The sequence below is a fragment of the Curtobacterium sp. MCBA15_005 genome, assembly GCF_001864855.1.
Classification (GTDB): domain Bacteria; phylum Actinomycetota; class Actinomycetes; order Actinomycetales; family Microbacteriaceae; genus Curtobacterium; species Curtobacterium flaccumfaciens.
This window is the reverse complement of record NZ_MJGL01000089.1, coordinates 40,092-63,896: the sequence shown is the minus strand read 5'-3', so window position 1 is coordinate 63,896 and position 23,805 is coordinate 40,092. Positions and strand designations below refer to the sequence as shown.

The following is a 23,805-nucleotide window of genomic DNA, read 5'->3' as shown; positions in this document are numbered from 1 at the left end:
GCTCGAGGGGCGCCGGACCCGGCGGCGACGGCTCGACCGCTCGGAGCGGGGTTTGACCTGCTCGCCGCTGTCACGTACCGTTAACCAGTTGACTGCGGCCCTTTGGTCGCGCCCATCTGCGTCGTTCGACACCCGGACGGCTACACATACGTGACGGCTCGCCGCGAGCAGCCGTGTGGAGAACATCATGAGCAAGCGCACCTTCCAGCCGAACAACCGCCGCCGCGCCAAGAAGCACGGCTTCCGCCTCCGCATGCGGACGCGTGCCGGCCGCGCCATCCTGTCGGCGCGTCGCGCCAAGGGCCGTACCGAGCTCTCGGCCTGATCAGGCTCATCGCCTGATCCGGTCCTCGGTCTGACCCCGGCGTCGCAGTGTTGGCCAGCGCCAACCGCATCGTGCGCGGGGATGACTACCGGAACGTCGTGCGTCGTGGTCGCAAGAGCGCCACGGCGCACGTCGTCGTGTCCGTGGTCCGTCAGCCGGCGGATCGCAACGGACCGACGCGGTTCGGCTTCATCGTCGCGAAGACGGTGGGCAACGCCGTGACCCGGAACCTGATCAGGCGGCGGCTCAAGGCGATCGCGCACGACCTGCTCGTCGAGTGCCCTCAGGGCTTCGACGTGGTGGTCCGTGTACTGCCAGCCGCATCGCAGGCCGGATGGCCTACCCTGCTCGAAGACGTCACGCGCTCCTTCGCGCGCGGGGTGGAGAAGGCAGCATGAACCGCACTCTGTGGACCCGGCTTGCCTGGGTCATCGCGTTGCTCCCACGCAACGCGTGCGTCGTCGTGCTCCGGGCCTACCGTGCTGTGATCTCCCCGCTGTACGGCAACGTCTGCCGCTACCACCCGTCGTGCTCCCGGTACGCCCTCGAGGCGATCCAGCAGTACGGCGTCGTGCGCGGATCCGCCATGGGCGCCTGGCGCATCGCCCGTTGCAACCCCTGGGCTGCTGGCGGCATCGACGACGTCAAGGAACGCCGTCACCCGTTCGTCGTCAACCGGTTCGGGTTCGTCCTCGCGCCGATCCCGCAGCAGCCGCACCCCGCGGTCGGAACGGTTCGGCCGGTCCTGCTCCCCCAGCGCACTCGAAAGGCGTAGCCGTCCCCATGGACATCATCGGAACGATCCTCTGGCCGCTCAAATGGGTGGTCTCGGCCATCCTCGTCGGCTTCCACTGGATCTTCGAGAACCTCGGCATGGACCCGAACGAGGGCATCACGTGGGTGCTCTCGATCATCTTCCTGACGTTCGTCGTCCGCGCGGCGTTGATCCCGATCTTCGTCCGGCAGATCAAGTCGCAGCGCCGCATGCTCGAGGTCGCGCCGCAGCTGAAGAAGATCCAGGACAAGTACAAGGGCAAGAAGGACCAGTTCTCGCGTGAGGCCATGAGCCGCGAGACGATGGCGCTCTACAAGGAGACCGGGACCAACCCGCTCAGCTCCTGCCTGCCGCTGCTGCTGCAGATGCCGATCTTCTTCTCGCTGTACTCGGTGCTGCACGAGGCTCAGATCAACAAGACGGGCATCGGCCTGCTGACGAACGACCTCGCGGCGTCGTTCGGCAACGCGGCCCTGTTCGGCGCTCCCCTGCACGAGACGTTCACGAACGCCTCCGGCTGGGAGGTCCGTGCGATCGCGGGCTTCATGATCGTCGTGATGACGGCGTCGCAGTTCATCACGCAGCTGCAGCTCGTCGCGAAGAACATGTCGCCGGAGACCAAGGAGTCTCCGATGTACCGCCAGCAGAAGATGATGCTGTACATCCTCCCGCTGGTCTTCGTGATCTCGGGTCTGAGCTTCCCCCTCGGCGTCATGTTCTACTGGCTGGCCTCGAACCTCTGGACGATGGCGCAGCAGTACTTCGTCATCCGCAGCATGCCGACGCCCGGCTCCGAAGCAGCACTGGCTCGTGAAGCCCGCTTGGCCAAGAAGGCACAGCGTCGCGGGACCGCCACCCCGGTCCTCGCCGAGGCCGGTGCCGGCGCCGGTGCAACGGAGATCGAGCCCGTGCGCGTCACCACCCAGCGTCAGCAGCCGGTCGGCAAGCAGCGCCAGAAGAAGAACGGGAAGAAGTAAGTGACCGAGCAGGACACCGCAGGCGCCGTCGAGACGACGGACACCGAGACCGAGGACGCCCGCGACGAAGCGGACATCGCGGCGGACTACATCGAGGAGCTCCTCGACATCTGCGACCTCGACGGCGACATCGAGATCGAGGAACGCGCCGGTCGCGTGTACCTGTCGGTCACCGATGACGGCGAGGCACTCCGAGTGCTGTCGAAGCCCGACACCGTGACGGCATTGCAGGAGCTGACCCGGATCGCCGTGCAGGCAGAGACCGGCGAGTTCAGCCGGCTGATCCTCGACGTCGGTGGCTCGCGGGACGCCCGTGCTGACGAGCTGCAGCGGCTCGTGGACACCGCCGTCGAGCGCATCGAAGCCGGTTCGTCGTCGGCTGCACTCCCCCCGATGTCGTCCTACGAGCGCAAGCTCGTGCACGACCTGGTCGCTGAGAAGGGCTTCCACTCGGAGTCCGAGGGTGAGGGTCGGGACCGCCACACGGTCGTCACCCGATGACGGACGCACCCGTCCCGACCGAGGCCGCACCGGTGCTCGAGGCTGAGCCCGCGGCGGCCGCAGCACTCTTCGGTGACCAGATCGAGGGTGCTCGCTCGTTCACGAACGAACTTGCGCGACGGGGTGAGGAGTTGGGCCTGATCGGCCCGCTCGAGCTCCCCCGCTTGTGGACACGACATATCCTCAATTCGGCGTTGCTTGCACCGCTCCTGGAGGCCCGTGGTCGCGTTGCCGACGTCGGCTCCGGGGCAGGGTTGCCGGGTCTCGTGCTCGCGATCGCCCGTCCGGACGTCGAGTTCGTCCTCATCGAGCCGATGGAGCGCCGGACGGATTGGCTTCGTGCCGAATCCGATCGTCTCGGCCTGCAGAACGTCACGGTGCTCCGCGGCCGTGCTGAGGACGTCGCTGACGACGTCGTCGTCGACCAGGTCACCGCACGGGCCGTGAGTGCCCTGTCGAAGCTCATCCCGCTCACCGTGCCGCTGGTGCGTTCGGGCGGGCAGCTCATCCTGATGAAGGGTGCGCGGGTCGACGAAGAGATCGAGAAGGCCCGAAAGGTCATCCTTCGGAAGCGCCTCTCCGATGTCGAGGTGCTCGAGCTCGGAGAAGGTGTGGTCGACGAGACCACCCGCGTCTTCCGGGCTACAGTTGACTGACGCTGCGGCTCGGGCCGGGACATCCGGCCGCCAGTGGCTCCGCGTTCCACGTGAAACATCGAACCGGGGAAGAGGCACTCGTTGAGTTCATCGACCGACTACGACGCGTCGACACCGCTCGCTCGCGAGATCGCCGACCTGAACCGTCGCCGGCGCGCGATCGCCACACAGCAGTTCCCGCTGCCTTCCGAGACACGGATCATCACTGTCTCGAACCAGAAGGGTGGCGTCGGCAAGACGACGACGACGGTGAACCTGGCCGCTGGTCTCGCGCATGGTGGCGCTCGGGTGCTGGTGATCGACCTCGACCCGCAGGGCAACGCCTCGACGGCGCTCGGCGTGGACCACCAGGCGGAGGTCGCGAGCATCTACGATGTGATCGTCGATGAGGCACCGATGGCGGACACCGTGCAGGCCTCCCCCGAGTCGGACACGCTCTGGTGTGTTCCGGCCACCATCCACCTTGCCGGTGCGGAGATCGAACTCGTGTCACTGGTAGCCCGCGAGCAGCGCCTCCGGACTGCACTCGACATGTACCTGCAGTCGCTGGATGAGCCCTACCACTACGTCTTCATCGACTGCCCGCCGTCACTGGGCCTCCTGACGATCAACGCCTTCGTTGCCGCACAAGAGGTACTCATCCCGATCCAGTGCGAGTACTACGCGCTCGAAGGACTGAGCCAGCTGCTTCGGAACATCGAACTGATCGAACGGCACCTCAACCCGAACCTCCGCGTCTCGACGATCCTGCTGACCATGTACGACAGCCGCACGAACCTGTCGAACCAGGTGGCGAACGATGTCCGTGAGCACTTCGGCGACCAGGTGCTGAAGGCCATGATCCCCCGGTCGGTCCGCGTCAGCGAGGCTCCGAGCTACGGCCAGAGCGTCGTCGCCTACGACGTGAACTCCACCGGGTCGCTGTCCTACCTGGAAGCGGCCGCCGAGATCGCAGCACGAGGAGCGAAGCACTGATGGCACCGAAGCGAACCGGACTCGGACGAGGCATCGGCGCCCTGATCCCGACAGCGACCGATCAGCAGGACCGTCCCGTCGACGTGTTCTTCCCGACCGGAGGCTCGCCGGCATCTGCTCCGACGGCAGATGACCTGGTGGCCGTGCCGGGAGCACGTCTCGCCAACCTCAATCCGCTCGACGTGATCCCCAACGCGCAGCAGCCGCGGAAGGAGTTCCGCGAGGAGGAACTCCAGGAACTCGTCCACTCGATCCGTGAGATCGGCGTGCTGCAGCCGATCGTCGTCCGGCCCATCCCCGGCGCCACGGGTACCGAGCCCCAGTACGAGCTCATCATGGGTGAGCGTCGTCTGCGTGCCACGAAGGAACTCGGCCTGAGCACGATCCCGGCGATCGTGAAGGACACCCCCGACGACGCGATGCTGCGCGATGCACTGCTGGAGAACCTCCACCGTGCGCAGCTCAACCCCCTCGAGGAGGCGTCGGCGTACCAGCAGCTCCTCGCCGACTTCGGGATCACCCAGGAACAGCTCGGGCAGCGCATCGGTCGATCGCGCCCGCAGATCACGAACACGATCCGACTCCTGCGGCTCCCCTCCCCCGTGCAGCGGCGGGTGGCCGCGGGCGTGCTCTCTGCCGGACACGCTCGCGCCATCCTCGCCGCTCCGGACGCGGAGGCGATGGAGTACCTGGCCGAGAAGATCGTCAACGAGGACCTGTCCGTCCGTGCTGCTGAGGCCATCGCGCAGCAGCTGGCGGCCAAGACGCCGCCGGCGAAGCCGAAGGCCGAGCCGTCCAAGCGCCAGGCACACTTCAACGATCTCGCTGAGCGGCTCGGTGATCGCCTGAACACCCGGGTGAAGATCGCAGTCGGTGCTCGCAAGAGTTCGGTCACGATCGACTTCGCGAACGGCGACGACCTCAACCGGATCCTCAGCGAACTCGGAGTGCAGGACCTCGAGGGCTGATTCCATCGCTGTGCGGCCCTGTGCGGCCGTGTGCGGCGTTTTGAGCCCCTGTAACGGCCAGGCTGGGTCCGGATGAGGGTAGGCCGTTTCGTCGGCTCCAGCGGCTCCGTAGCTCGCTCGGGCGCGGTTGCAACAGGGCTGACCGCAGTCGGCCTCGGGTGAGATGGTGGTGTCGTGACCAACTGCGGCTCGCCCTTCAGGCCATCGGTCCGAGGGACGTTCTACCGGGCCGTTGACCCGAGGTTCTGCGATGATCGCCCACAAGGTCGTCCGGCCCGTGGCCGTGGAGGTCGTCGCGATCGACGTCGAAGCGTCCGGCATCGTCGACGTGCGCGATGTGAGCGCCGTGAAGGCAGTCGGCATTGACCTCGAGGACGCCTTGGCTCCTCGGCAGCGGATCGCGGAGGGCGGCGGGATGCCTCGGTCATGGACGGTGCGTGACCGCCTCATCGAAGTCGTGCCGACGGCTTGATCGACCCTTCGCGGAAGAGCCTGGGCCTCTGGCACCTGGTGCTGTTCCGGTGGAACGTGGCGGACGCGCCGAGCGCCCGTCTGCTCGACACCCAACGCCTCGGCGAGTGAAGCGACGTTCCACGTGGAACATCGAAGCTCGCCGACAGAGCAGGCGGGACACGATGTGCCGGTGTTCCACGTGGAACACCGGCTGCAGGGTCAGGCGCGGTGGTCGCGGATCGCCTGCTCGGCGAGCTCTGCGTAGGTCCAGCCAAGATCGAAACCGGAAGCCGACAGCGCCTGCGGCAGCAGTGACGTCTCAGTGAGCCCAGGGAGGACGTTCGCCTCGAGGAACCAGGGCGTCCCCGCCCCGTCGATGATCAGGTCGACACGGGACAGGTGGCGGAGTCCGAGAGCTGCGTGCGCGGCGACCGCAGCCTCCGCGGCTGCTCCGGCGAACTCGTCCGAGAGCCGCGCGGGCGTGTAGAAGGTCGTCTCCCCCGCGTTGTAGCGAGCCTCGAACCCGTAGATGCCGTTCCGCGGCACGATCTCCACGGCGGAAAGCGCCACGGGGCCGTCTCCGGTGTCGATGATCCCCACGGCGACCTCGGTGCCGCGGATGAGCTGCTCGACCACGACGTCGTCGCAGTACGTGTACGCCGTCACCATGGCCCGGGGCAGGTCCTTGATGTCGTCGACCAGGGTGACGCCCTGTGCACTCCCGCCTCGCGCTGGCTTGACCGCGAGCGGCACCGGGTGCTCTGTCGCGATGGCCTCGAGGACACCGACGGCACCGAGCTCACGGAAGACGTCGTGGGAGAGCGTTACAGAACGAGGGGTGCGGACGCCGGCGCGGGCGACCAACGCTGACGCTGTGGGCTTGTCCCATGCCAACCGGGCCGACGTCGAACGTGAGCCGACGAACGGGATGTCCACGGCCTCCAGGATGCCCCGCAGGGCCCCGTCTTCACCGGAGGCGCCGTGCAGTGCCGGCCACACGACGTCCGGGCGTGAATCGGCGAGAGCCGGCAGGAGCATCGCGTCTGCGTCGCGCAGGTCGACCTGCCAGCCGTAGCCGGTCAGTGAGTCGGCGACCCGACGGCCGGAGCGGAGGGAGACGTCGCGCTCGTGCGAGATGCCTCCGGCTACGACGACGACGTGACGACGGGTGAGCTCGGCCATGCGGGGTCCTCCGGTGTGGAACTGCGGTGCTGTGCGAGCAGCACTGAGGAAAAGCGCTGATCAGGAGATGTTCGGCGGCGGTGCGCTGACCGACGACGTCTGGCGGACCACGGTGTTCGGTCGGGTCGTCGGGCCGAACGTCTCGATCAGTTCGAGTTCGTCGTTGACGACGTTCGCCAGGCGCTTGACCCCCACCCGGATCTGCTCCGGCGTGGGGTAGCAGAACGACAGACGGATGTGTCCGCCTCCGCGTCCGTCGGCGTAGAAGGCCGTCCCGGGGGTGTACGCCACGAGCTCCTTGACCGCGCGCGGCAGCATGCCCTTGGAGTCGAGGGACTCGGGCAGGGTGAGCCACACGAAGAAGCCACCGTTCGGCTTGGTCCAGGACAGGTCGGGCAGGAACTCCCCCAGTGCGGACAGCATGGCGTCACGGCGCTCGGCGTAGATGCCCCGGAAGGTGTCGACCTGGCCCTTCCAGTCCGCCGCGTCGAGGTAGGCGTTCACGACGTACTGGCCGAAGGAGTTCGGCGCGAGCACGGCCGATTCGTTGGCGAGCACGAGCTTCTCGCGGATGGCGTGCGGCGCGAGGGCCCAGCCGACGCGGAAGCCCGGTGCGAGGGTCTTCGAGAAGGAGCCGAGGTACACCACGCCCTCTTCGTCGATCGATCGGATCGCCTGCGGCGCGGGCTCGTCGAACCAGAGGAGCCCGTACGGGTTGTCCTCGAGCACGAGGATGTTGTTCGACCGGCAGATGTCGAGCACCTCGATGCGGCGCTCGCGGCTCATCGTGACGCCGGCCGGGTTGTGGAAGTTCGGGATCGTGTAGAGGAACTTGATCCGCTTGCCCTGGGTGCGGAGGTTCGCGATGGCCTCGCGCAGCGCCTCGGGGACGAGACCGAGCTCGTCCGTTGTCACGTGCACCGTCTCGGCCTGGTACGACCGGAAGACGCCGATCGCGCCGACGTAGGACGGCGACTCGGCGAGCACGACGTCGCCCGGATCGATGAACAGGCGGGTGACGAGGTCGAGGGCGTGCTGCGAGCCCGTGGTGACCACGACGTCCTCGGCGCTGGCACGGATGCCCTCGAGGCTCATGACGTCCACGATGTGCTCGCGGAGGGACCGCAGGCCCTGTCCACCGCCGTACTGGAGGGCCATGGCGGAGTGCTCGGTCATGACACGGTCCAGAGAGCCCGTGACGAGCTCTCTGGGGAGCGCGGAGACGAACGGCATGCCGCCGGCCAGCGAGACCACTTCGGGCCGCGAGGCGACGGCGAACAGGGCTCGGACCTCGGAGGCGCTCAGCCCGGCGGTGCGCTGGGCGTAGGAGTCGTACCAGGGGTCGAGGCTGTTACCGTTCGTCATCGAGTGCTCCGTTCAGTGGGACATTCCCGCCACACTACGACATCGGCCCGGGGAACCAGGGTTCCGCGACGGGGCCGATCGTCATCCGGTGGCTCCGGACGAGAACGGCCCCGCCCTCCGAGGAGAGCGGGGCCGTTCGGGAGGGGCGACCTACGCGAGGAACTCGGCGAGGTCGGCCTCGAGCGCGGGCTTCGGCTTGGCGCCGATGACGGTCTTGACGACCTCGCCGCCCTTGAAGACCTTCATCGCCGGGATCGACGTGATCTGGTAGTTCATGGCCGACTGGGGGTTGTCGTCCACGTTGAGCTTCACGATCTCGATCTTGCCAGCGTGCTCTTCGGCGATCTGGTCGAGGATCGGCGAGACCGCACGACACGGGCCACACCACTCGGCCCAGAAGTCGACGAGGATCGTCTTGTCGGACTTGAGGACCTCGTCCGAGAAGGTGGCGTCGGTGACAGCCTTGGCGTTGGACATGTGTGCTCCTTCGAGAAGTCGTTCAGGGGGTACAACGGCGATGCCGTCGTGGTATTCCGAGGCGGGTCAGGCCCGCGCGGCGATGACGTCGACCATCGCGGGCTCGGTCGGGGCGACGCCCTCGGCCTCGTCCGTCAGTGCGTCGTCGAGCTCGGCGAGGTACTTCTCGGCGTCGAGCGCGGCGACCGTGCCCGAACCCGCAGCCGTGATGGCCTGGCGGTAGGTCGGGTCGATGACGTCACCGGCGGCGAAGACACCCGGCAGGTTGGTCTTCGACGAGCGGCCCTGAACGGCGATCGTGCCCTCGGGCGCGATGTCGATCTGGCCGTGGATCAGGTGCGTGCGCGGGTCGTTGCCGATGGCGATGAACAGGCCGTCCAGCGCGAGCTCGGACTCCTCGCCCGTCACGGTGTCCTTGAGCGTGACGCCCTCGACCGCGGAGTCACCAGTGATGCCGGTGACTTCCTTGTTCCAGGCGAACTCGATCTTCGGGTCGTTCATCGCGCGGTCCTGCATGATCTTCGACGCACGCAGGGAGTCCTTGCGGTGGATGACCGTCACCTTGTCGGCGAAGCGGGTGAGGAACGTCGCCTCTTCCATCGCGGAGTCGCCACCACCGACGACGGCGATGTTCTTCTGTCGGAAGAAGAAGCCGTCGCAGGTCGCGCACCACGAGACACCGTGGCCGGACAGGCGCTCTTCGTCGGGGAGGCCGAGGTGACGGTAGGCCGAGCCGGTGGCGTAGATCACCGCGAGGGCCTCGTACGTCTCGCCGGAGCCGACGGTGACCTTCTTGACCTTGCCGGTGAGGTCGACTGAGACGGCGTCGTCGTACAGGACCTCGGCACCGAACTTCTCGGCCTGTTCCTGCATCTTGATCATGAGGTCGGGGCCCTGGATCCCCTCGGGGAAGCCGGGGAAGTTCTCGACCTCGGTCGTCTTGGTGAGTTCACCGCCCGTCTCGACACTGGAGGCGACGATGAGCGGCTTGAGCTCTGCGCGCGCTGCGTAGATGCCGGCGGTGAACCCGGCCGGGCCGGAACCGATGATGATGAGCTGGCGCATGCCTGATTGCCCTTCCGTTGCGTCTGACCGGGTCAACCCATCGTACCGGCGTGGCATTCCACACGACCCGTGAGCGTGTGGTGCGCGGGTGGGATCAGCGGCCGAGCTTGCTGCGGAGCATCCGGACGGCGTTGCCGATCTCACCGTTCTTCGCGACGACGAGGGCTCCGAAGTACACGGCCACCATCGCGGCGCCGGTGAGGATGATCGTGATGAGGGCACCGGTGCGGTCGGACATCGCGAACCCGGCCTCTGAGAACGCGCCGAAGAAGTTCACGACGAGGAGCCCGACGACGCCCGAGATCAGCGCGGCGATCACGAACTGGACGTGCGACCGGGTGATGACCGGTCCCTCGATGCTGCCGAGCCGCTTGCGGACGAGCACGAGTGCGACGATCGTCTGCGCCGACCCCGCGATGGTGGTGCAGGCGGCGACCCCGATGCCGATGACCGACGTGGGGAACGTCGACACCGCAAGGGCGCCGATGACGAACAGCACCGACTGGATGCACTGCATCAGGAACGGCGTCCGGTGGTCGTGCATCGCCCAGAAGACCCGCTGGATCACGAACAGCATGCTGAACAGGACGAGTCCGGGCATGTAGGCGACGAGCACGGCGCCGACCTGCAGGGCGCTCTCGAACGTGCCCTCGTACAGGCGGCCGAACGGGACGGCGACGACGATCAGCGCGACCGAGGCGAAGACGGTGAAGAGCCCGACGATGCGCAGGGACAGCGACAGGTTGCGGCGGACCGCGCCGAGGTCGCCGCGTTCGGCGTCGTGGCTCATCCGGGTGAAGTACGCCGTCGCGATGGAGACCGTGATGATCGAGTGCGGGAGCATGAAGATGAGCCACGCGTTGCCGAGCACGGCGTTGCCCGGACCGTCATCCCGTCCGAGCCACGCGACCTGTGACTGCACGATGCCGGCGATCTGGGTGACGAGGATCATCGCGAAGAGCCAGCCAGCGGCGGTCCCCGTCGACTTGAGGCCCACCCCGCGCCAGCGGAAGTCGGGGCGGAACGACAGGCCGGCGCGCTTCCAGAAGAACGGGAGGAACGCAGCCTGGGCGAAGACACCGAGCGATGCGCTGCCGGCCAGGAGTGCGATCTTCGCCGGCGTCCACTGGTCGAGTTCGCTGCCGCTGGTGCCGTACAGGGCGATGAACACGATGAGACCGGCGATGGCGATGACGTTGTTGAGCAGCGGCGCCCAAGTGAACGGCCCGAAGACCTGCTTCGCGTTCAGGACCTCGCCGAGCAGGGAGTACATCGCGTAGAAGAGGATCTGCGGCAGGCACCAGAACGCGAAGGCGACGGCGAGGTCGGTGGCGGCTGGACCGGAGTCCGCCGAGTTGCTGGTGTAGAACCGCACCAGCAGCGGGGCGAGTGCCGTCGCCACGATCGTGATGACGATGAAGACGGAACCACCGAGGGTCACGATCTTGTTGACGTACGCCTGCCCGCCGTCGGTGCCGGCCTTCATCGCGCGGACGATCTGCGGGATGAGCACGGCCGACAGCAGGCCGCCCGCGATCAGTGCGTAGATGTTGTTCGGCAGCTGGTTCGCGACGGCGAACGCGTTGGCCGAGGGGCTCGCGTTCTGCCCGATCGCGTACGCCAGGACGAAGGTCTTCGCGAAACCGAGGATGCGGCTCACCATCGTGCCGGCGGCGAGCATCGCGCTCGCCCGGCCGAGGCTGCGCTCGGCGACCGGCTCGGCGTCGACGTCGGGCTGGGGCTGGCTGGCGCTGATGGTCGGCTCCTCGGGGTCGCGGTCGTCCGCGACGGTGCTGCGTGCGGCGTCGGACGGGAGGCCCGGCTCGGCTCCGGCACGCGCGATGGCGTCCTGCAGGGGGCCCTGGTCCACCGCCGTGGGCGGTACAGCGGCCGGCGCTGCAGCCGGCGCTGCGGCCGGCACTGCACCCGGCGCTGCGGTCGCCACGGCGGCAGTGGACGCGGCCACGCTGGGTGCGGGGGCCGCTCCGGAGGGGTGATCCGTGCCTCCAGGCCGGGTGATGGCCGCCTGAGTGCCCCCGACCGTCGGCTGGACCGCCAGGGGGCGGTTCGGGTCGTCGTCGTCCTCGTCGTCGAGCTCGCCGTTGCGGCGGCGGATGCGCTTGCGGATGCTGCGGAAGATGCCGAAGCCGAAGATGCCGATCAGGGCGATCGCGGCGACCGCGGTGATGACCGTCTCCCACTGGGCCTGCACGTTCAGCTCGACGGTTGCGGGCTGGGCCACGGCGACGCCGGTCGGGCTCGAGAGCGACATCGTCAGCTCGACCTTGCCGTTCGCGACCGACTGCACGGGGACGGTGGCGCGGGTGGAGGAGTCGGGCTGGATCTCGACGACGATGTCGTTGCGGACGACCCGCAGCGCAGAGTTGGACGGCTGTACGGACAGGTGCACCGTGACCGGGTAGTCGGAGCTGTTGCGGATGGACACCGGCAGGGATGACCGGTCGCCAAGCAGGGTGAGGCTGCTCGAGTCGACGATGCCGACCTCGGTGGTGGTCTTCGCCCAGGCGGCCGTGCGGGCCTCGACCGCGGCGGCGAGCCCCTGGTCGTCGTCGCGCCACGCGTTCGAGGCGAGCGCGAGCAGACGGAGCCGGGCCGGGGCGGTCAGCTGGTTCGGGTCGTCGAGGATCGTCGCGAACGCGGAGAGCCCCTGTTCTCCGCGCACGAGTCGCCGGAGCTGGTCGATGCGGGCCTCGCCGGTGGACGCGCTGGCGAGCGTGAGCGACCCGGCGACGGCCTTCGAAGCGGTGGAGAGGTCGGCCGGGGCGACCCAGGCGGTGCTCTCGAGGGCGTCCAGCGCCTGGCTGAGCCGCGTGGAGTCGGACGGCCACTCGCGCCCGAGGGTGAGCAGGATCGGGCCCGTGGCGGTGGCTGCACGGGCCGAGGTGGCCAGCGTCGCGGTGAGCTCGGACATCGCCGACGAGAAGGTCTGCCGGTCGGTGGCGGCCGCGGCTCGGCGGAGCATCGACGACATCGACTGGTCGGAGACGAGCACGTGGTCGTCGCCGATCTTCTCGGACGCCGTGATGGTGGTGTCCGCACCGGCCGAGGTGTTGCCGCTCGAGACGATGGTGGTCTTCGTGCCGGCACGCTCGAGTGCGGGCAGGTCGGCGGAGGACACGGTTCCCTCGGTCGGCCAGGCGATCGAGTCCATCGAGTACGGGAAGTCGAGCAGGGACTCCGTGGTCGGCAGGGTCTCCTGCGCCTGGTCGGCGGCGTCGTCGGTCGTGGCGCCGTCGGTCGAGGTCTCGGTGGGTGCCGGGGACGAGGTCTGCCCCGGCGTGGCCGTCGGTGTCGGGGCCGGGGTCTCGGCGCCGGGGAAGTTCTCGGACTCGACGGACTGGTCGAGGGAGATCGGCGAGAGGATGCCGTCGGACCCGGCTTGGCGGAGGCCGGTGACGTCAGCGTCGGCGTAGGACAGTGCGAAGGTCTCGTTGCGCAGTGCTTCGAGACGCTGCAGCCAGGTGGTCGCGCTCGACGGGGCGTTGTCGCCGAGGAGCCGGATCGAGGCGATGATCCGCGGGTCGACGGCCACGGCGACGTTGTGGTCCTCGGCCGCGTCGAGCTGTTGCGTGAGGGTGCCGTCCACCGAGGTCGCGGCGGCCAGCACCGGGGCGGTGAGGACGCCGTCGGTCGACTTGGGCACCGTGACCGGCATCGCGACGGAGACGCTGACCGGGGCCTGTTCGAAGTCCGGGTACCAGGTGATCGCGGAGCGGTCCACGGCGAAGGCGTCACCCGCCGTGTACTCGGCAGCGATGCGGCGGGCACCGAACGAGGGGTACCCGCCGAGGGCGACGTTGCCGGAGACGATGTCCACCGAGTCGATCGAGACCGAACGGTGTGCCGGGATCGCCGGGATGTCCACGGAGTCCATCTCTGCGCCGAGGTAACCCGTTGTGGTGGTGTCGGCAAGCCAGCCGGCGAGGACGTCGCGCGTGCTCACCGACCGGAAGATCCGGAAGTCTGCGGTCCCGGCGGGCAGGGCCGCGTCGGTGTCGTTCGTGACGGTGACCGAGAGGGTGAGGTCCTGGTCGCGCTGGACGACGCCGCGGTTCGCCGGGGCGATGGAGATGGTCGCCTTGCCCGCGTCGGCGGCGGCGGGATCGGCCACCTGGCTCTTGGCGGCGGATGCCGTGGACGCCGAGGCGTGATCGAAGGTGACGGGCGCGACGACCAGGCCGAGCGCGACGAGGGTCGACGCGGCTGCGGCGAGCGTGGTGCGGAGCATCTGCATACGGGGAGCGGGCCACGGGGTCGGTTCGGGCCGAGCACGAGTGTATGAGGCGCGACCATGAACAGGTCCCGTGCGCGCGCGGCTTGTGGAGAACTCGGGGCCTCGATCTGGGAGGATGAGCACCGTCATGCAGTCCGTTGCCCAGGCCGTCGAACGACTCGACGCACTCGCCACCACCGAGCCCGTCGACCTCCTCGCTCGGGCCTTCGCCGACGCCGGACACGAACTCGCCCTCGTCGGCGGCCCCGTCCGTGACGCGTTCCTCGGCCGTCCGGTGACCGATCTGGACTTCACCACCGACGCCCGGCCGGACGACATCCTGCGGATCGTCGAGCCCATCGCGAGCGCCACGTGGGACGTCGGTCGCCAGTTCGGCACCATCGCCGCACGGGTCGCCGGCGAGCAGGTCGAGATCACCACGTACCGCAGCGACGTCTACGACGGCGAGACCCGCAAGCCCGAGGTCGCGTTCGGCGACACCATCGAGGACGACCTGCTCCGTCGCGACTTCACCGTCAACGCGATGGCCCTGCGGCTGCCGGCCCGCGAACTCGTCGACGTGCACGGCGGCGTCGAGGACCTGCTCGCCGCACGGCTCCGGACGCCCCAGGCCGCGGTCGTCTCGTTCCGCGACGACCCCCTGCGGATGATGCGCGCCGCACGGTTCACCTCCCAGCTCGGCTTCACCGTCGACGACGACGTGCGGGCCGCGATGCAGGAGCTCGTCGCGTCGATCGACATCGTGTCCGCCGAGCGGGTCCGCGACGAGCTCGTCAAGCTGCTCAACACGGACGATCCGGTCCCCGGCCTCCGGCTGCTCGTCGACACCGGCCTCGCCGAGCGGTTCCTGCCGGAGCTGCCCGAGATGCGGCTCGAGGTCGACGAGCACCACCACCACAAGGACGTCTACGAGCACTCGCTCACCGTGCTCGAGCAGGCCATCGGGTACGAGGCCGAGCGGCACGCCGGGGATCCCCCGGACACCGTGCTCCGGCTCGCGGCGCTGCTGCACGACATCGGCAAGCCCGCGACGCGCAAGCTCGAGCCCGGCGGCGCCGTGAGCTTCCACCACCACGACCTGGTCGGTTCGAAGATGGCGAAGAAGCGACTCCGTGCGCTCCGCTTCGACAACGACACCATCGCCGCGGTGTCCCGCCTGATCGAGCTGCACCTGCGCTTCTTCGGGTACACCGAGGGCGCCTGGACCGACTCCGCCGTCCGCCGCTACGTCCGTGACGCCGGACCCCAGCTCGAACGGCTGCACGAGCTCACCCGTTCGGACGTCACCACCCGCAACCGCCGCAAGGCCGACCGGCTGGCGTTCGCCTACGACGACCTCGAGGACCGCATCAAGACCCTCTCCGAGCAGGAGGAACTGGAGTCGATCCGTCCGGACCTGACCGGCGACGACATCATGCGGATCCTCGACATCCCGCCGGGGCGTGCCGTGGGCGAGGCCTACCGGTTCCTGCTCGAGGCCCGGATGGACGAAGGACCCCTCGGGCCGGAGGCGGCCGAGGAGCGCCTGCGCGAGTGGTGGAGCGCCCGAGGCGACGCCAGCGCCTGAGACACCGGCGCCTGAGACGCGACCGCCTGACGGGCGGGACCGTTCTCCACAGGCCGGTGGCGCGCCTCCAGGCAGTCCGGTAGGCTACGCAGGTTGCCCCTCGCGCACCTGCGTGGTCTGGGGCACATGCATCAACCCTCCTGCCCCGGGAACCGCCCGGGGCCGCTGAGACCAGAGGAGGTGGGTTCCGCATGCACCAGTACGAACTGATGGCGATCCTCGACCCCGAGATCGATGAGCGCACCGTCGCTCCCAGCCTGGACAAGTTCCTGGCCGTGATCCGCAACGCGGGTGGCACCGTCGACAACGTGGACGTCTGGGGCCGTCGCCGGCTCGCTTACGAGATCGCGAAGAAGTCCGAGGGCATCTACGCCGTCGTCGACTTCACGTCGTCGCCCGAGGCCGCCAAGGAGCTCGACCGTCAGCTCGGTCTCTCCGAGGCCGTGCTCCGCACGAAGGTCCTCCGCGCTGAAGAGGGCATCGCGCAGGTCGCCGCCCAGAAGCAGCGTGACGAGGCTCGCGCGGCCCGCAAGGCCGCCAACGCCTCCGCAACCGCGACCGCGAGCGCCGAGTAACCCGTGGCCGGCGAAACCGTCATCACGGTGGTGGGCAACCTCACCGCGGACCCCGAGCTGCGGTACACGCAGAACGGGCTCGCCGTGGCGAACTTCACCATCGCGTCGACCCCTCGCACGTTCGACCGTCAGGCGAACGAGTGGAAGGACGGCGATGCGCTGTTCCTCCGCGCGAGTGTGTGGCGCGAGTTCGCCGAGCACGTGGCGGGGTCGCTGACGAAGGGCTCGCGCGTCATCGCGCAGGGTCGTCTGCGTCAGCGTTCCTACCAGGACCGTGAGGGCCAGCAGCGCACGAGCATCGAGCTCGAGGTCGACGAGATCGGCCCGTCGCTCCGCTACGCGACCGCACAGATCACCCGTGCAGCGGGTGGCAGTGGCGGCGGTCGTGGCCAGGTCGGCGGCGGCGCCAGCGCCCCCGCGGGCAACGGCGGCGGCAACTGGAACAACAACGGTGGCGGTCAGTCGGACGCGCCCTGGTCTCCCCAGGGTGGCCAGCAGGGTGGCGGCAACGCACAGTCGAACGACGTGTGGAGCACCCCCGGCGGCAACTTCGACGACGAGACCCCGTTCTGATCCTCAGCGTTCCGACGGACACACAACTTTTCTTCTAAGGACAAATCACTATGGCTGGAAAGAGCACCGGCGACCGCCGGAAGCCTCGCGGCAAGGGCGGCAAGAACGCTGCTCCCGCGAAGTCGATCAAGGTCGGCGTCATCGACTACAAGGACGTTGCGACCCTTCGCAAGTTCATCTCGGAGCGTGGAAAGATCCGCGCCCGTCGCATCACCGGCGTCTCCGTCCAGGAGCAGCGCCTCATCGCCCGTGCCGTGAAGAACGCCCGTGAGATGGCGCTCCTCCCCTACGCCGGCTCCGGCCGCTGATCGGAGGTCGACACATGTCGAAGCTCATCCTCACCCACGAGGTCTCCGGCCTCGGTTCCGCTGGTGACGTCGTCGACGTCAAGAACGGCTACGCCCGCAACTACCTCATCCCCCAGGGCTTCGCTGTCGCGTGGTCCAAGGGCGGCGAGAAGCAGGTCGAGTCGATCCGTGCCGCGCGTACCGCGCGCGAGCTCGCCACCATCGAAGAGGCACAGGACCTCAAGATGAAGCTCGAGAACGCGACCATCACCCTGTCGGTCAAGGCCGGCAAGGACGGTCGTCTGTTCGGCTCCGTCCGTCCGGGCGACGTCGCTGACGCCGTCCAGGCGCAGGGCGTCGGCTCGCTCGACAAGCGCAAGGTCGAGGTCCCCGCGACCATCAAGACCGTCGGTGACCACGAGGCCACCGTGCGCCTGCGCGAGGACATCACTGCCGTGATCTCGCTCAAGGTCGTCGCTGCCAAGTAGCACTGACGTTCCGCTCCACGACGGGCGGGTCTCCCCCGGGAGGCCCGCCCGTCGTTGCGTTCCGGGGGCGGTCGCGCGGCTTGTCCTACGGCTGTCGCCGACATGGTCACGGGCCTGGAGGCGCGGCTCGACTCGGGCTGGCTGGTTACGGTTCAGACGGGGTCACGCTGGCTGGGAACAGGCCGAGAACTCTTCCCACAGGAGGGGTGCTTGTCAAGTCGTTTTACACAGTGGAAACGTGTCAAATCGGAACCTTCAAGGGGTACTTGAACCCCACTTTTCCACACACGGTGTGCAACAGAAAACCCCCGGTCAAGTGGTCGAAAGTGTGTTCGCACGCCACTTTTTCCACAGGCTCGTCCACAGTTCTCCACACAGCGTTCCGGCGTGTTCCGCAGCCTCTCCACAGAGTTATCCACAGGGCCGTTTGTTGGGGATAACTCTGGGCCGTAGCTTGGGCGAGCGACTCGGGGATGTCGGTCGCCGGGGGTAGAAACAGGGGTGCGGGTTCCGGCCGGTGGGTGCTGTCCCGCCGGTTCAGGTCCGTGTCGTCAACAGAGGAGAGCGTGTGTCGATCGCACATCTTGAGCCCGCACCGCAGGACTACGCGGACCGCGGCATGGAACGCACCCCGCCGCACGACATGCTCGCGGAGCAGTCGACCATCGGTGGCATGCTCCTGTCGAAGGACGCCGTCGCCGACGTCATCGAGACCGCCCGCGGTGTGGACTTCTACGTCCCCAAGCACGAGGTCATCTTCGATGCGATCCTGTCGCTCTACTCGCACGGTGAACCCACCGACGTCATCGCCGTCACCGACGAGCTGACCAAGACCGGCCTGCTGTCCCGTGCCGGCGGCGCCGAGTACCTGCACAGCGTCACGAGCATGGTGCCGACCGCCGCGAACGCCGGTTACTACGCCGGCATCGTCGCCGAGAAGGCCGTGCTCCGTCGTCTGGTCGACGCCGGTACCCGCATCGTGCAGATGGGCTACGCGTCAGAGGGTGAGGTCACCGACCTCGTCAACAGCGCGCAGGCCGAGGTCTACAACGTCGCCGGTGGTGTGCAGACCGAGGACTACGTCCCGCTGACCGACGCCATCTCCGCCGCGCTCGACGAGATCGAGGCCGCCAAGGGCCGCGACGGCCAGATGACCGGCGTGCCGACCGGGTTCGCGCAGCTCGACGGCCTGACGAACGGCTTCCACCCCGGACAGCTCATCATCGTCGCCGCCCGCCCCGCACTGGGCAAGTCGACGCTGGCGCTCGACCTGTGCCGCGCCGCCGCGATCAAGCACGACCAGACCGCCGCCTTCTTCTCGCTCGAGATGGGTCGCGCCGAGATCGCGATGCGTCTGCTCTCCGCCGAGACCAGCGTGCCGCTGCAGAACATGCGCAAGGGCACCGTGGACTCCCGTGACTGGACCACGATCGCGCAGACCCGCGGTCGCATCAACGACGCCCCGTTCTTCATCGACGACTCCCCCAACATGACGCTCGTCGAGATCCGCGCCAAGTGCCGTCGACTCAAGCAGCAGCACAACCTGAAGCTCGTGGTCATCGACTACCTGCAGCTGATGACCTCGGGAAAGAAGGTCGAGAGCCGCCAGCAGGAGGTCTCCGAGTTCTCGCGTGCCCTGAAGCTGATGGCCAAGGAGCTCCAGGTGCCGGTCATCGCCCTGTCGCAGCTGAACCGTGGTCCGGAGCAGCGTGCCGACAAGAAGCCGGCGATCTCCGACCTTCGTGAGTCCGGCTCCATCGAGCAGGACGCCGACATGGTCATCCTGCTGCACCGCGAGTCGGCGTACGAGAAGGACAACCCGCGTCAGGGTGAGGCGGACCTGATCGTGGCGAAGCACCGTAACGGACCGACGGACACCATCACCGTGGCGTTCCACGGGATGTTCTCGCGGTTCGTCGACATGCCGCAGTAGGCGCAGGTTCCTCTCGGCGGACCAACTGAATGGTCCCTCCCGGTGCAACGGACCATGCTTCGGGCGGGCGACGGCCTGACGATCGGATTCGCGCTATCAGCGTTCAACCCTCCGAACCCGCACCGGTGCGTACTGTTCAGGCTTGCCTCTGGGCGTCGTGCAAGCGGTTGAGAGAAGACCAACCAGGAGGAATGCTGATGAACCACGATGAGCCTGAAACAACAAGGCCAGCCCGCTCGTGGGTTTTCCATGTTTGCTCGTTGCTCATCGGCGCAGCGATTGGGGGAGCGGTTGCTCTCAAGTGGGAGGCGTTCTTTGATGCCCACAACGTCGGGCAGTTCGCGGTCGTCTTCTTCACAAGTGCTGGCTTTGGAGGCCTAGCAACGGTAGTCGCCGCCTTCGTCGCAGTGTTCGGGCTGGGCCGTCAACTTCGTCAGACCGCGTCGATTGCAGAGAAGGAGCGACGACGCCTCGATCGAACCGCACGGGATGCAGAGTGGTGGCGTGCGTTCGAGTGGGCGACGTCGAAGGTCTTTCCTTCAACCACATCATCGGCTGCGGCTTTCGGAGACGATCTGGCGTACAGCGTGGCAACCGGACTGCGTGAGCGCGCGCGAACGGACGACCAGAAGCACGTCTGTGACGCGCTCGTCGAGCAGATCTCATCCCGTCGGCGAGTGCCTCCTGTTGATCAGGATCCGGAGGCCGCGCCAGTCGATGGGGAGGGTAGCTCGTCGTCCGCAGCACCCGAAGCGTTCGCTCTGCAGTCCTACCTTCGGTCCGCGGCCAGCGGTACCGACGTTCCCCGTGACTTCCGGATGGCCGAACTCCGGCTGCTTGAACTATACGCTCAGGAGGCTGTCGACGAGTTGACGCGAAGGGACGTAGTGGTCCAAGCCGTCGACAGTACATCGCACGGCGCTCACCTAGGGCGTCCGGACATCACACTACTTATCGACGGGCGCGAGGCCATTGTGGAACTGAAGCGCTACAGGGATCCCGCGCCGGGGATGATTCGCCGTGCAGCAGCCGGCGTAGAGCAACTGGCAGCCGGTCGGCCCGCTTTGCTGATTGTGTCAACCGGCTCACCACTGTCGCCTAAAGCTATTGCCATCATTCAGCGAGAGTACCCCGGGGTTCAGGTACGTTTCGTCTCAGATCATGTGCTCGAAACGAGTTCTCGCGAAGAACTAAGTCACGTCATCGGAGAATGGGCTAGCATTGTCCGGAACGAGTCCTCTCAGTAGAAACACTGCTTGCGCTCCGAGGTGATTCAACGCCACAGGCTGACAGAGACGTCCCGCCACTTCGACGAAAGGTTTCACATTGCGACTCTCCTCGGTGTACGCACGGTTCTTCCGCTCGCTGAACTACGACTATGTGCGGTTGTCCAACCCCGACTATCGTCCCGACCCTTGGGATGGAACTCCGACCGGGGCACACTATCCCTTCGTGCGGCTTCGCCTAGAGGGGGACATAACTACTGTTGTGGGCGGCAACGAATCTGGCAAAAGCCAGGTCCTCGCAGCGGTACGCGCGGCGTTGACCGGGAACGGGTACGAACGTAGTGACTTCTGCCGCTACTCGCCGTTCTTCTCAGTAGACAGGACGCTGACTCTGCCTGAGTTTGGTGCGGAGTTCCGAGATCTGACTGCCGCTGACACGGACGCATTGCAGCGGGCCACCGGCAAGGGTGAGCTTGCGGGGGCTGAGCGCGTCGCGCTCTTCCGAATGAACACCAGCCCTCAGCTTCGCCTCTACGTCCACGCCAATGGCGAATGGCAGGAGCCCGTACACGTGAAGAAGCCAAGCAGCCTGCCCGATGCTGGTGTTCCGGTCCCGTTTCTGATCGACGCGGATGTGCCGCTACCGGACAGCGTGCCACTGGACTACCTAGCTACAGGAGAAGCAGTGGCCTCTGTGGGACGCTCCGCACTACGAGGTATTTGGGATGTTCTAAGCAATAACGCTAACTGGTTTGCGTCGAAGGACTCCGTCATCTCGCAGGCCGACAAGATCCACGAAACTTTCGGCCGACCGGCGCTGACCGACCCGGCACGCTTGCGGCAGTACGAACTCGCAGCCGACCTCCTGCTGAAGGTCGCGGGCTTGGACCGTGAGCAGTTCGCGGAACTTCAGCGTGCGGTGCGGACCAAGAACGGGTACGCCAACAGCATCGTCGACACAATCAACAAGGAACTCTCGAAAGCCCTCAATTTCCCCCACTGGTGGTCACAGGACAGCCAGTTTGAGTTATTCGTCGCGCTCTTCGAGTACGACCTCGTCTTCATGATCCGCGACCGCACGGGCCGCTCCTACGGGTTCGATGAGCGCAGTGATGGACTGAAGTACTTCCTCAGCTATTTCGTTCAATACCTCGCGCACGACTCCCCCAACAGCGGACGGCCCGAGATACTCCTCATGGACGAGCCAGACCGATTCCTCTCTAGCTCCGGTCAGCAGGACCTGCTGCGAGTCTTCGCGGACTTCGCGGATCCTGAGGACCCGGAACGCACCGCGGTGCAGGTGCTCTACGTCACCCACTCGCCGTTCCTCATAGACAAGAATCACGCCGAGCGGATCAGAGTCCTAGAGAAAGGCGAGCACGATGAGGGGACACGGATTGTCGCGAGCGTTGCGCAGAACCACTACGAGCCGCTTCGATCCGCGTTCGGGAGCTTCGTTGGGGAAACCGCATTTATCGGGACCTGCAACTTAATGCTCGAAGGCCCCTCCGATCAGATTCTTCTCGCTGGCATTTCAAGCTGGCTCGGCCGCCATCACGTGCCGACCCTCGAGCGGCTGGACTTGAACCGAATCACGCTCGTGCCGGCTGGCGGAGTCGGTCAGGTGCCGTACTTGATTTACTTAGCGCGAGGTCGCGATAGCGAGCAGCCGGCCGTCATCGCTCTCCTGGACGGCGACCAAGCCGGCAAGGACGCGAGGTCGGCAATCCGCCGCGGAGGGGCACGACGTAAGCCCCTCATCGAGGATGGACTGGTTCTGCTGCTTTCGGATCCGGAGCTGGATCGCATCAGTACGGATAACCCCCACGGCCGGGTCGCAATCGAAGACCTCATCCCGCTACCCATCGCCGCGGCGGCGACGAAGAGTTACTGCATCGAATTTATGCCGGACGTTCCCGTGGCTTCGATTGAACTCGACGTAGCTGCAGTCTTTGGGCAGTCGAATTCGAACGCCGCCGATGCGCCTGGGTCCAAGGGGACCATCGATGCACTCGAACGAGCAATTCGTGTCGCGACCGGTAATGAGCGATTTGAGGTCAATAAGATTGGATTCGCCAGGAGCGTCCTAGCGGAACTATCCGGAGGAGAGCACAACGCGGAGGACGTGACGATCCTGCAGGACAACTTCCGACTGGTATTCCGCTCCTTGGGCACGCGACAACGTGCCGCTGTCCGAGCTGAAACTGTCGACCGAATCTCGAGTCGGATCAATCGGACGCGGGACCGTTTTCTGCGTGACCACCCCTCGACGGCCAGCCGGGAACACGTTCAGCTACTGATCGAGGAGATCGAAGGTCAGCTCGACGCTTCGGATGAAGCCGAGGACGTGCGCTTCGCTCTGCGAGGCTGGCGCGGCCGCTTCCGTCTCGACGAGGACCCGCGTGAAGCGATCGACGACTTTGATGGTCTCAGCGACGCCCTGCGGTCCGTCGCGTATGTCGGCAGACGGTCGGCGTCAAAGGAACCGACGCTTGCCCCGGGATCTCAACCGGCACGCTGAGGCGGCTCCGCGCTCTGGGCGGCTTCCACCGGTGCACGCTCCCAACGACGGCCCTTGAGTGGGGGAATCGGTCGTGTCCCGGACTGAAATTCCTCAGGTGTGGCTGCCGGAGGTTCTAACCGACGGGTGCCGCAGACGTAACGGTGGCGGAGAGATCATTGAGCGTTGAGTAACGAACCATCGGGAATACGTGTCGACAGTCGTCCCACCGTTAAACTCTTCGATCGTTGCGATCGATCAGTAGCGACAGATCGCGGCGTTCACGTTGCCCGAGCTCGGTCGCCCATCTCGAATGTCGTCGGGCCGCGAGATAGCTAATCCCCACGGACGCTCTTCACCGACGGGAACAAAGCCAGGCCACTCACGGTGGTCGGGCTTCGGCACGGAAGGGTGCTGGGGATGAACGTTCACCTTCATGTCGTCGTAGCCGGCTCGCTCTGTCAGTCAGTCGTCGGGTCCGTTGCGGTCGCGCCGCACCAAAGAACTCAGCCCTACGGCAGCAAGGAGCGGACCGAGGAGCGCGATCGGAAGCGGCGTTGACAACGCAATCAGCGTGAGGGCGATGACGCTCGCGCCCACGACCAATGCCAGGATCGCGAAAGCTGGTTGCACGTGCCGCTCCTTCGTTCGAATGTAGACGGCGGCTGAGCCGTTCCGGCGG

The 23,805-nt window shown here is 67.0% G+C and carries 23 protein-coding genes; 17 read left to right on the top strand and 6 right to left on the bottom strand.

From position 1 onward, the window contains the following. Positions 1-187 precede the first annotated feature (187 nt). The 9 genes from rpmH to BIU89_RS18815 all read left to right on the top strand — a co-directional run bounded on the left by rpmH (position 188) and on the right by BIU89_RS18815 (position 5,649). Positions 188-325 (top strand): 50S ribosomal protein L34, encoded by a 138-nt coding sequence (gene rpmH / locus BIU89_RS16970; protein WP_022889115.1) that lies wholly within the window; start codon positions 188-190, stop codon positions 323-325. 47 nt (positions 326-372) lie between these two features. Next, positions 373-723 carry a ribonuclease P protein component gene (gene rnpA, locus BIU89_RS16965; RefSeq protein ID WP_027466914.1) on the top strand — a complete coding sequence of 117 codons (351 nt, stop codon included), beginning with the start codon at positions 373-375 and terminating at the stop codon, positions 721-723. Beyond that, on the top strand, positions 720-1,100 hold the full coding sequence (yidD, locus tag BIU89_RS16960) for a membrane protein insertion efficiency factor YidD (RefSeq protein WP_071248636.1): 381 nt from the start codon (positions 720-722) through the stop codon (positions 1,098-1,100). Before rnpA ends, yidD begins: the two co-directional genes overlap by 4 nt. 8 nt (positions 1,101-1,108) lie before the next feature. Further along, a complete protein-coding gene (yidC, locus tag BIU89_RS16955) occupies positions 1,109-2,077 on the top strand; it encodes a membrane protein insertase YidC (protein WP_071248633.1) in 969 nt (322 codons plus the stop codon). After that, complete coding sequence (locus BIU89_RS16950; protein WP_071248630.1) at positions 2,078-2,578, top strand: Jag family protein; 501 nt, start codon at positions 2,078-2,080, stop codon at positions 2,576-2,578. It begins immediately after the preceding gene. Continuing rightward, positions 2,575-3,234 carry a 16S rRNA (guanine(527)-N(7))-methyltransferase RsmG gene (gene rsmG / locus BIU89_RS16945; protein ID WP_051597032.1) on the top strand — a complete coding sequence of 220 codons (660 nt, stop codon included), beginning with the start codon at positions 2,575-2,577 and terminating at the stop codon, positions 3,232-3,234. Before BIU89_RS16950 ends, rsmG begins: the two co-directional genes overlap by 4 nt. Before the next feature lie 81 nt (positions 3,235-3,315). Then, on the top strand, positions 3,316-4,209 hold the full coding sequence (locus BIU89_RS16940; RefSeq protein ID WP_027466910.1) for a ParA family protein: 894 nt from the start codon (positions 3,316-3,318) through the stop codon (positions 4,207-4,209). Next, the gene (locus BIU89_RS16935) at positions 4,209-5,177 is read left to right on the top strand and encodes a ParB/RepB/Spo0J family partition protein (RefSeq protein WP_071248628.1); all 969 of its coding nucleotides are present in this window, start codon (positions 4,209-4,211) and stop codon (positions 5,175-5,177) included. The genes BIU89_RS16940 and BIU89_RS16935 overlap by 1 nt, the downstream gene beginning before the upstream one ends. A gap of 250 nt (positions 5,178-5,427) precedes the next feature. Beyond that, on the top strand, positions 5,428-5,649 hold the full coding sequence (locus tag BIU89_RS18815) for a hypothetical protein (protein ID WP_217642849.1): 222 nt from the start codon (positions 5,428-5,430) through the stop codon (positions 5,647-5,649). A gap of 200 nt (positions 5,650-5,849) precedes the next feature. On the opposite strand, the gene BIU89_RS16925 is transcribed toward BIU89_RS18815, so the two are convergent. From BIU89_RS16925 to BIU89_RS19005, 5 genes are all read right to left on the bottom strand, one after another. Further along, positions 5,850-6,812, bottom strand: a complete 963-nt coding sequence (locus BIU89_RS16925) for a D-alanine--D-alanine ligase family protein (RefSeq protein ID WP_071248625.1) — start codon at positions 6,810-6,812, stop codon at positions 5,850-5,852. Positions 6,813-6,872: 60 nt separating this feature from the next. Beyond that, entirely contained in the window at positions 6,873-8,177 is a 1,305-nt protein-coding gene (locus tag BIU89_RS16920; RefSeq protein ID WP_071248622.1) for an aminotransferase-like domain-containing protein, read from the bottom strand. 150 nt (positions 8,178-8,327) lie between these two features. Continuing rightward, on the bottom strand, positions 8,328-8,654 hold the full coding sequence (gene trxA, locus BIU89_RS16915; RefSeq protein WP_017887828.1) for a thioredoxin: 327 nt from the start codon (positions 8,652-8,654) through the stop codon (positions 8,328-8,330). A 66-nt stretch (positions 8,655-8,720) separates the two neighbouring features. Then, positions 8,721-9,719 carry a thioredoxin-disulfide reductase gene (gene trxB / locus BIU89_RS16910; RefSeq protein ID WP_071248620.1) on the bottom strand — a complete coding sequence of 333 codons (999 nt, stop codon included), beginning with the start codon at positions 9,717-9,719 and terminating at the stop codon, positions 8,721-8,723. 94 nt (positions 9,720-9,813) lie between these two features. Beyond that, positions 9,814-13,974 (bottom strand): DUF6049 family protein, encoded by a 4,161-nt coding sequence (locus tag BIU89_RS19005; RefSeq protein WP_254791693.1) that lies wholly within the window; start codon positions 13,972-13,974, stop codon positions 9,814-9,816. A gap of 127 nt (positions 13,975-14,101) precedes the next feature. Here BIU89_RS19005 and BIU89_RS16900 point away from each other — a divergent pair, with 127 nt between their 5' ends. The 8 genes from BIU89_RS16900 to BIU89_RS16870 all read left to right on the top strand — a co-directional run bounded on the left by BIU89_RS16900 (position 14,102) and on the right by BIU89_RS16870 (position 23,144). Further along, positions 14,102-15,541 carry a CCA tRNA nucleotidyltransferase gene (locus BIU89_RS16900; RefSeq protein WP_071248903.1) on the top strand — a complete coding sequence of 480 codons (1,440 nt, stop codon included), beginning with the start codon at positions 14,102-14,104 and terminating at the stop codon, positions 15,539-15,541. Positions 15,542-15,732: 191 nt separating this feature from the next. Then, complete coding sequence (rpsF, locus tag BIU89_RS16895; protein ID WP_027466903.1) at positions 15,733-16,116, top strand: 30S ribosomal protein S6; 384 nt, start codon at positions 15,733-15,735, stop codon at positions 16,114-16,116. Between the two features lie 3 nt (positions 16,117-16,119). Beyond that, positions 16,120-16,689, top strand: coding sequence for a single-stranded DNA-binding protein (locus BIU89_RS16890; protein WP_027466902.1), 570 nt, complete (start codon positions 16,120-16,122; stop codon positions 16,687-16,689). A 50-nt stretch (positions 16,690-16,739) separates the two neighbouring features. After that, on the top strand, positions 16,740-16,997 hold the full coding sequence (gene rpsR / locus BIU89_RS16885) for a 30S ribosomal protein S18 (protein WP_017887834.1): 258 nt from the start codon (positions 16,740-16,742) through the stop codon (positions 16,995-16,997). A 14-nt stretch (positions 16,998-17,011) separates the two neighbouring features. Beyond that, positions 17,012-17,464, top strand: a complete 453-nt coding sequence (gene rplI, locus BIU89_RS16880) for a 50S ribosomal protein L9 (RefSeq protein WP_027466901.1) — start codon at positions 17,012-17,014, stop codon at positions 17,462-17,464. 568 nt (positions 17,465-18,032) lie between these two features. Next, on the top strand, positions 18,033-19,397 hold the full coding sequence (gene dnaB / locus BIU89_RS16875) for a replicative DNA helicase (protein WP_027466900.1): 1,365 nt from the start codon (positions 18,033-18,035) through the stop codon (positions 19,395-19,397). Between the two features lie 197 nt (positions 19,398-19,594). After that, positions 19,595-20,644: a hypothetical protein gene (locus BIU89_RS18315; RefSeq protein ID WP_139179329.1), complete on the top strand. Its 1,050-nt coding sequence runs from the start codon at positions 19,595-19,597 to the stop codon at positions 20,642-20,644. A gap of 79 nt (positions 20,645-20,723) precedes the next feature. Beyond that, positions 20,724-23,144 (top strand): ATP-dependent nuclease, encoded by a 2,421-nt coding sequence (locus tag BIU89_RS16870; protein WP_139179327.1) that lies wholly within the window; start codon positions 20,724-20,726, stop codon positions 23,142-23,144. A gap of 444 nt (positions 23,145-23,588) precedes the next feature. Here BIU89_RS16870 and BIU89_RS18730 read toward each other — a convergent pair whose 3' ends face one another. Beyond that, on the bottom strand, positions 23,589-23,756 hold the full coding sequence (locus BIU89_RS18730) for a hypothetical protein (protein ID WP_173032568.1): 168 nt from the start codon (positions 23,754-23,756) through the stop codon (positions 23,589-23,591). Positions 23,757-23,805 lie beyond the last annotated feature (49 nt).

Bases quoted from the DNA above. Each gene is read 5' to 3' on its own strand.
- rpmH (WP_022889115.1), top strand. From the start codon at position 188: ATGAGCAAGCGCACCTTCCAGCCGAACAACCGCCGCCGCGCCAAGAAG.
- yidD (WP_071248636.1), top strand. From the start codon at position 720: ATGAACCGCACTCTGTGGACCCGGCTTGCCTGGGTCATCGCGTTGCTC.
- yidC (WP_071248633.1), top strand. From the start codon at position 1,109: ATGGACATCATCGGAACGATCCTCTGGCCGCTCAAATGGGTGGTCTCG.
- rsmG (WP_051597032.1), top strand. From the start codon at position 2,575: ATGACGGACGCACCCGTCCCGACCGAGGCCGCACCGGTGCTCGAGGCT.
- BIU89_RS16935 (WP_071248628.1), top strand. From the start codon at position 4,209: ATGGCACCGAAGCGAACCGGACTCGGACGAGGCATCGGCGCCCTGATC.
- BIU89_RS18815 (WP_217642849.1), top strand. From the start codon at position 5,428: ATGATCGCCCACAAGGTCGTCCGGCCCGTGGCCGTGGAGGTCGTCGCG.
- BIU89_RS16925 (WP_071248625.1), bottom strand. From the start codon at position 6,812: ATGGCCGAGCTCACCCGTCGTCACGTCGTCGTCGTAGCCGGAGGCATC.
- BIU89_RS16920 (WP_071248622.1), bottom strand. From the start codon at position 8,177: ATGACGAACGGTAACAGCCTCGACCCCTGGTACGACTCCTACGCCCAG.
- trxA (WP_017887828.1), bottom strand. From the start codon at position 8,654: ATGTCCAACGCCAAGGCTGTCACCGACGCCACCTTCTCGGACGAGGTC.
- trxB (WP_071248620.1), bottom strand. From the start codon at position 9,719: ATGCGCCAGCTCATCATCATCGGTTCCGGCCCGGCCGGGTTCACCGCC.
- BIU89_RS19005 (WP_254791693.1), bottom strand. From the start codon at position 13,974: ATGCAGATGCTCCGCACCACGCTCGCCGCAGCCGCGTCGACCCTCGTC.
- BIU89_RS16900 (WP_071248903.1), top strand. From the start codon at position 14,102: ATGCAGTCCGTTGCCCAGGCCGTCGAACGACTCGACGCACTCGCCACC.
- rpsF (WP_027466903.1), top strand. From the start codon at position 15,733: ATGCACCAGTACGAACTGATGGCGATCCTCGACCCCGAGATCGATGAG.
- rpsR (WP_017887834.1), top strand. From the start codon at position 16,740: ATGGCTGGAAAGAGCACCGGCGACCGCCGGAAGCCTCGCGGCAAGGGC.
- rplI (WP_027466901.1), top strand. From the start codon at position 17,012: ATGTCGAAGCTCATCCTCACCCACGAGGTCTCCGGCCTCGGTTCCGCT.
- BIU89_RS18315 (WP_139179329.1), top strand. From the start codon at position 19,595: ATGAACCACGATGAGCCTGAAACAACAAGGCCAGCCCGCTCGTGGGTT.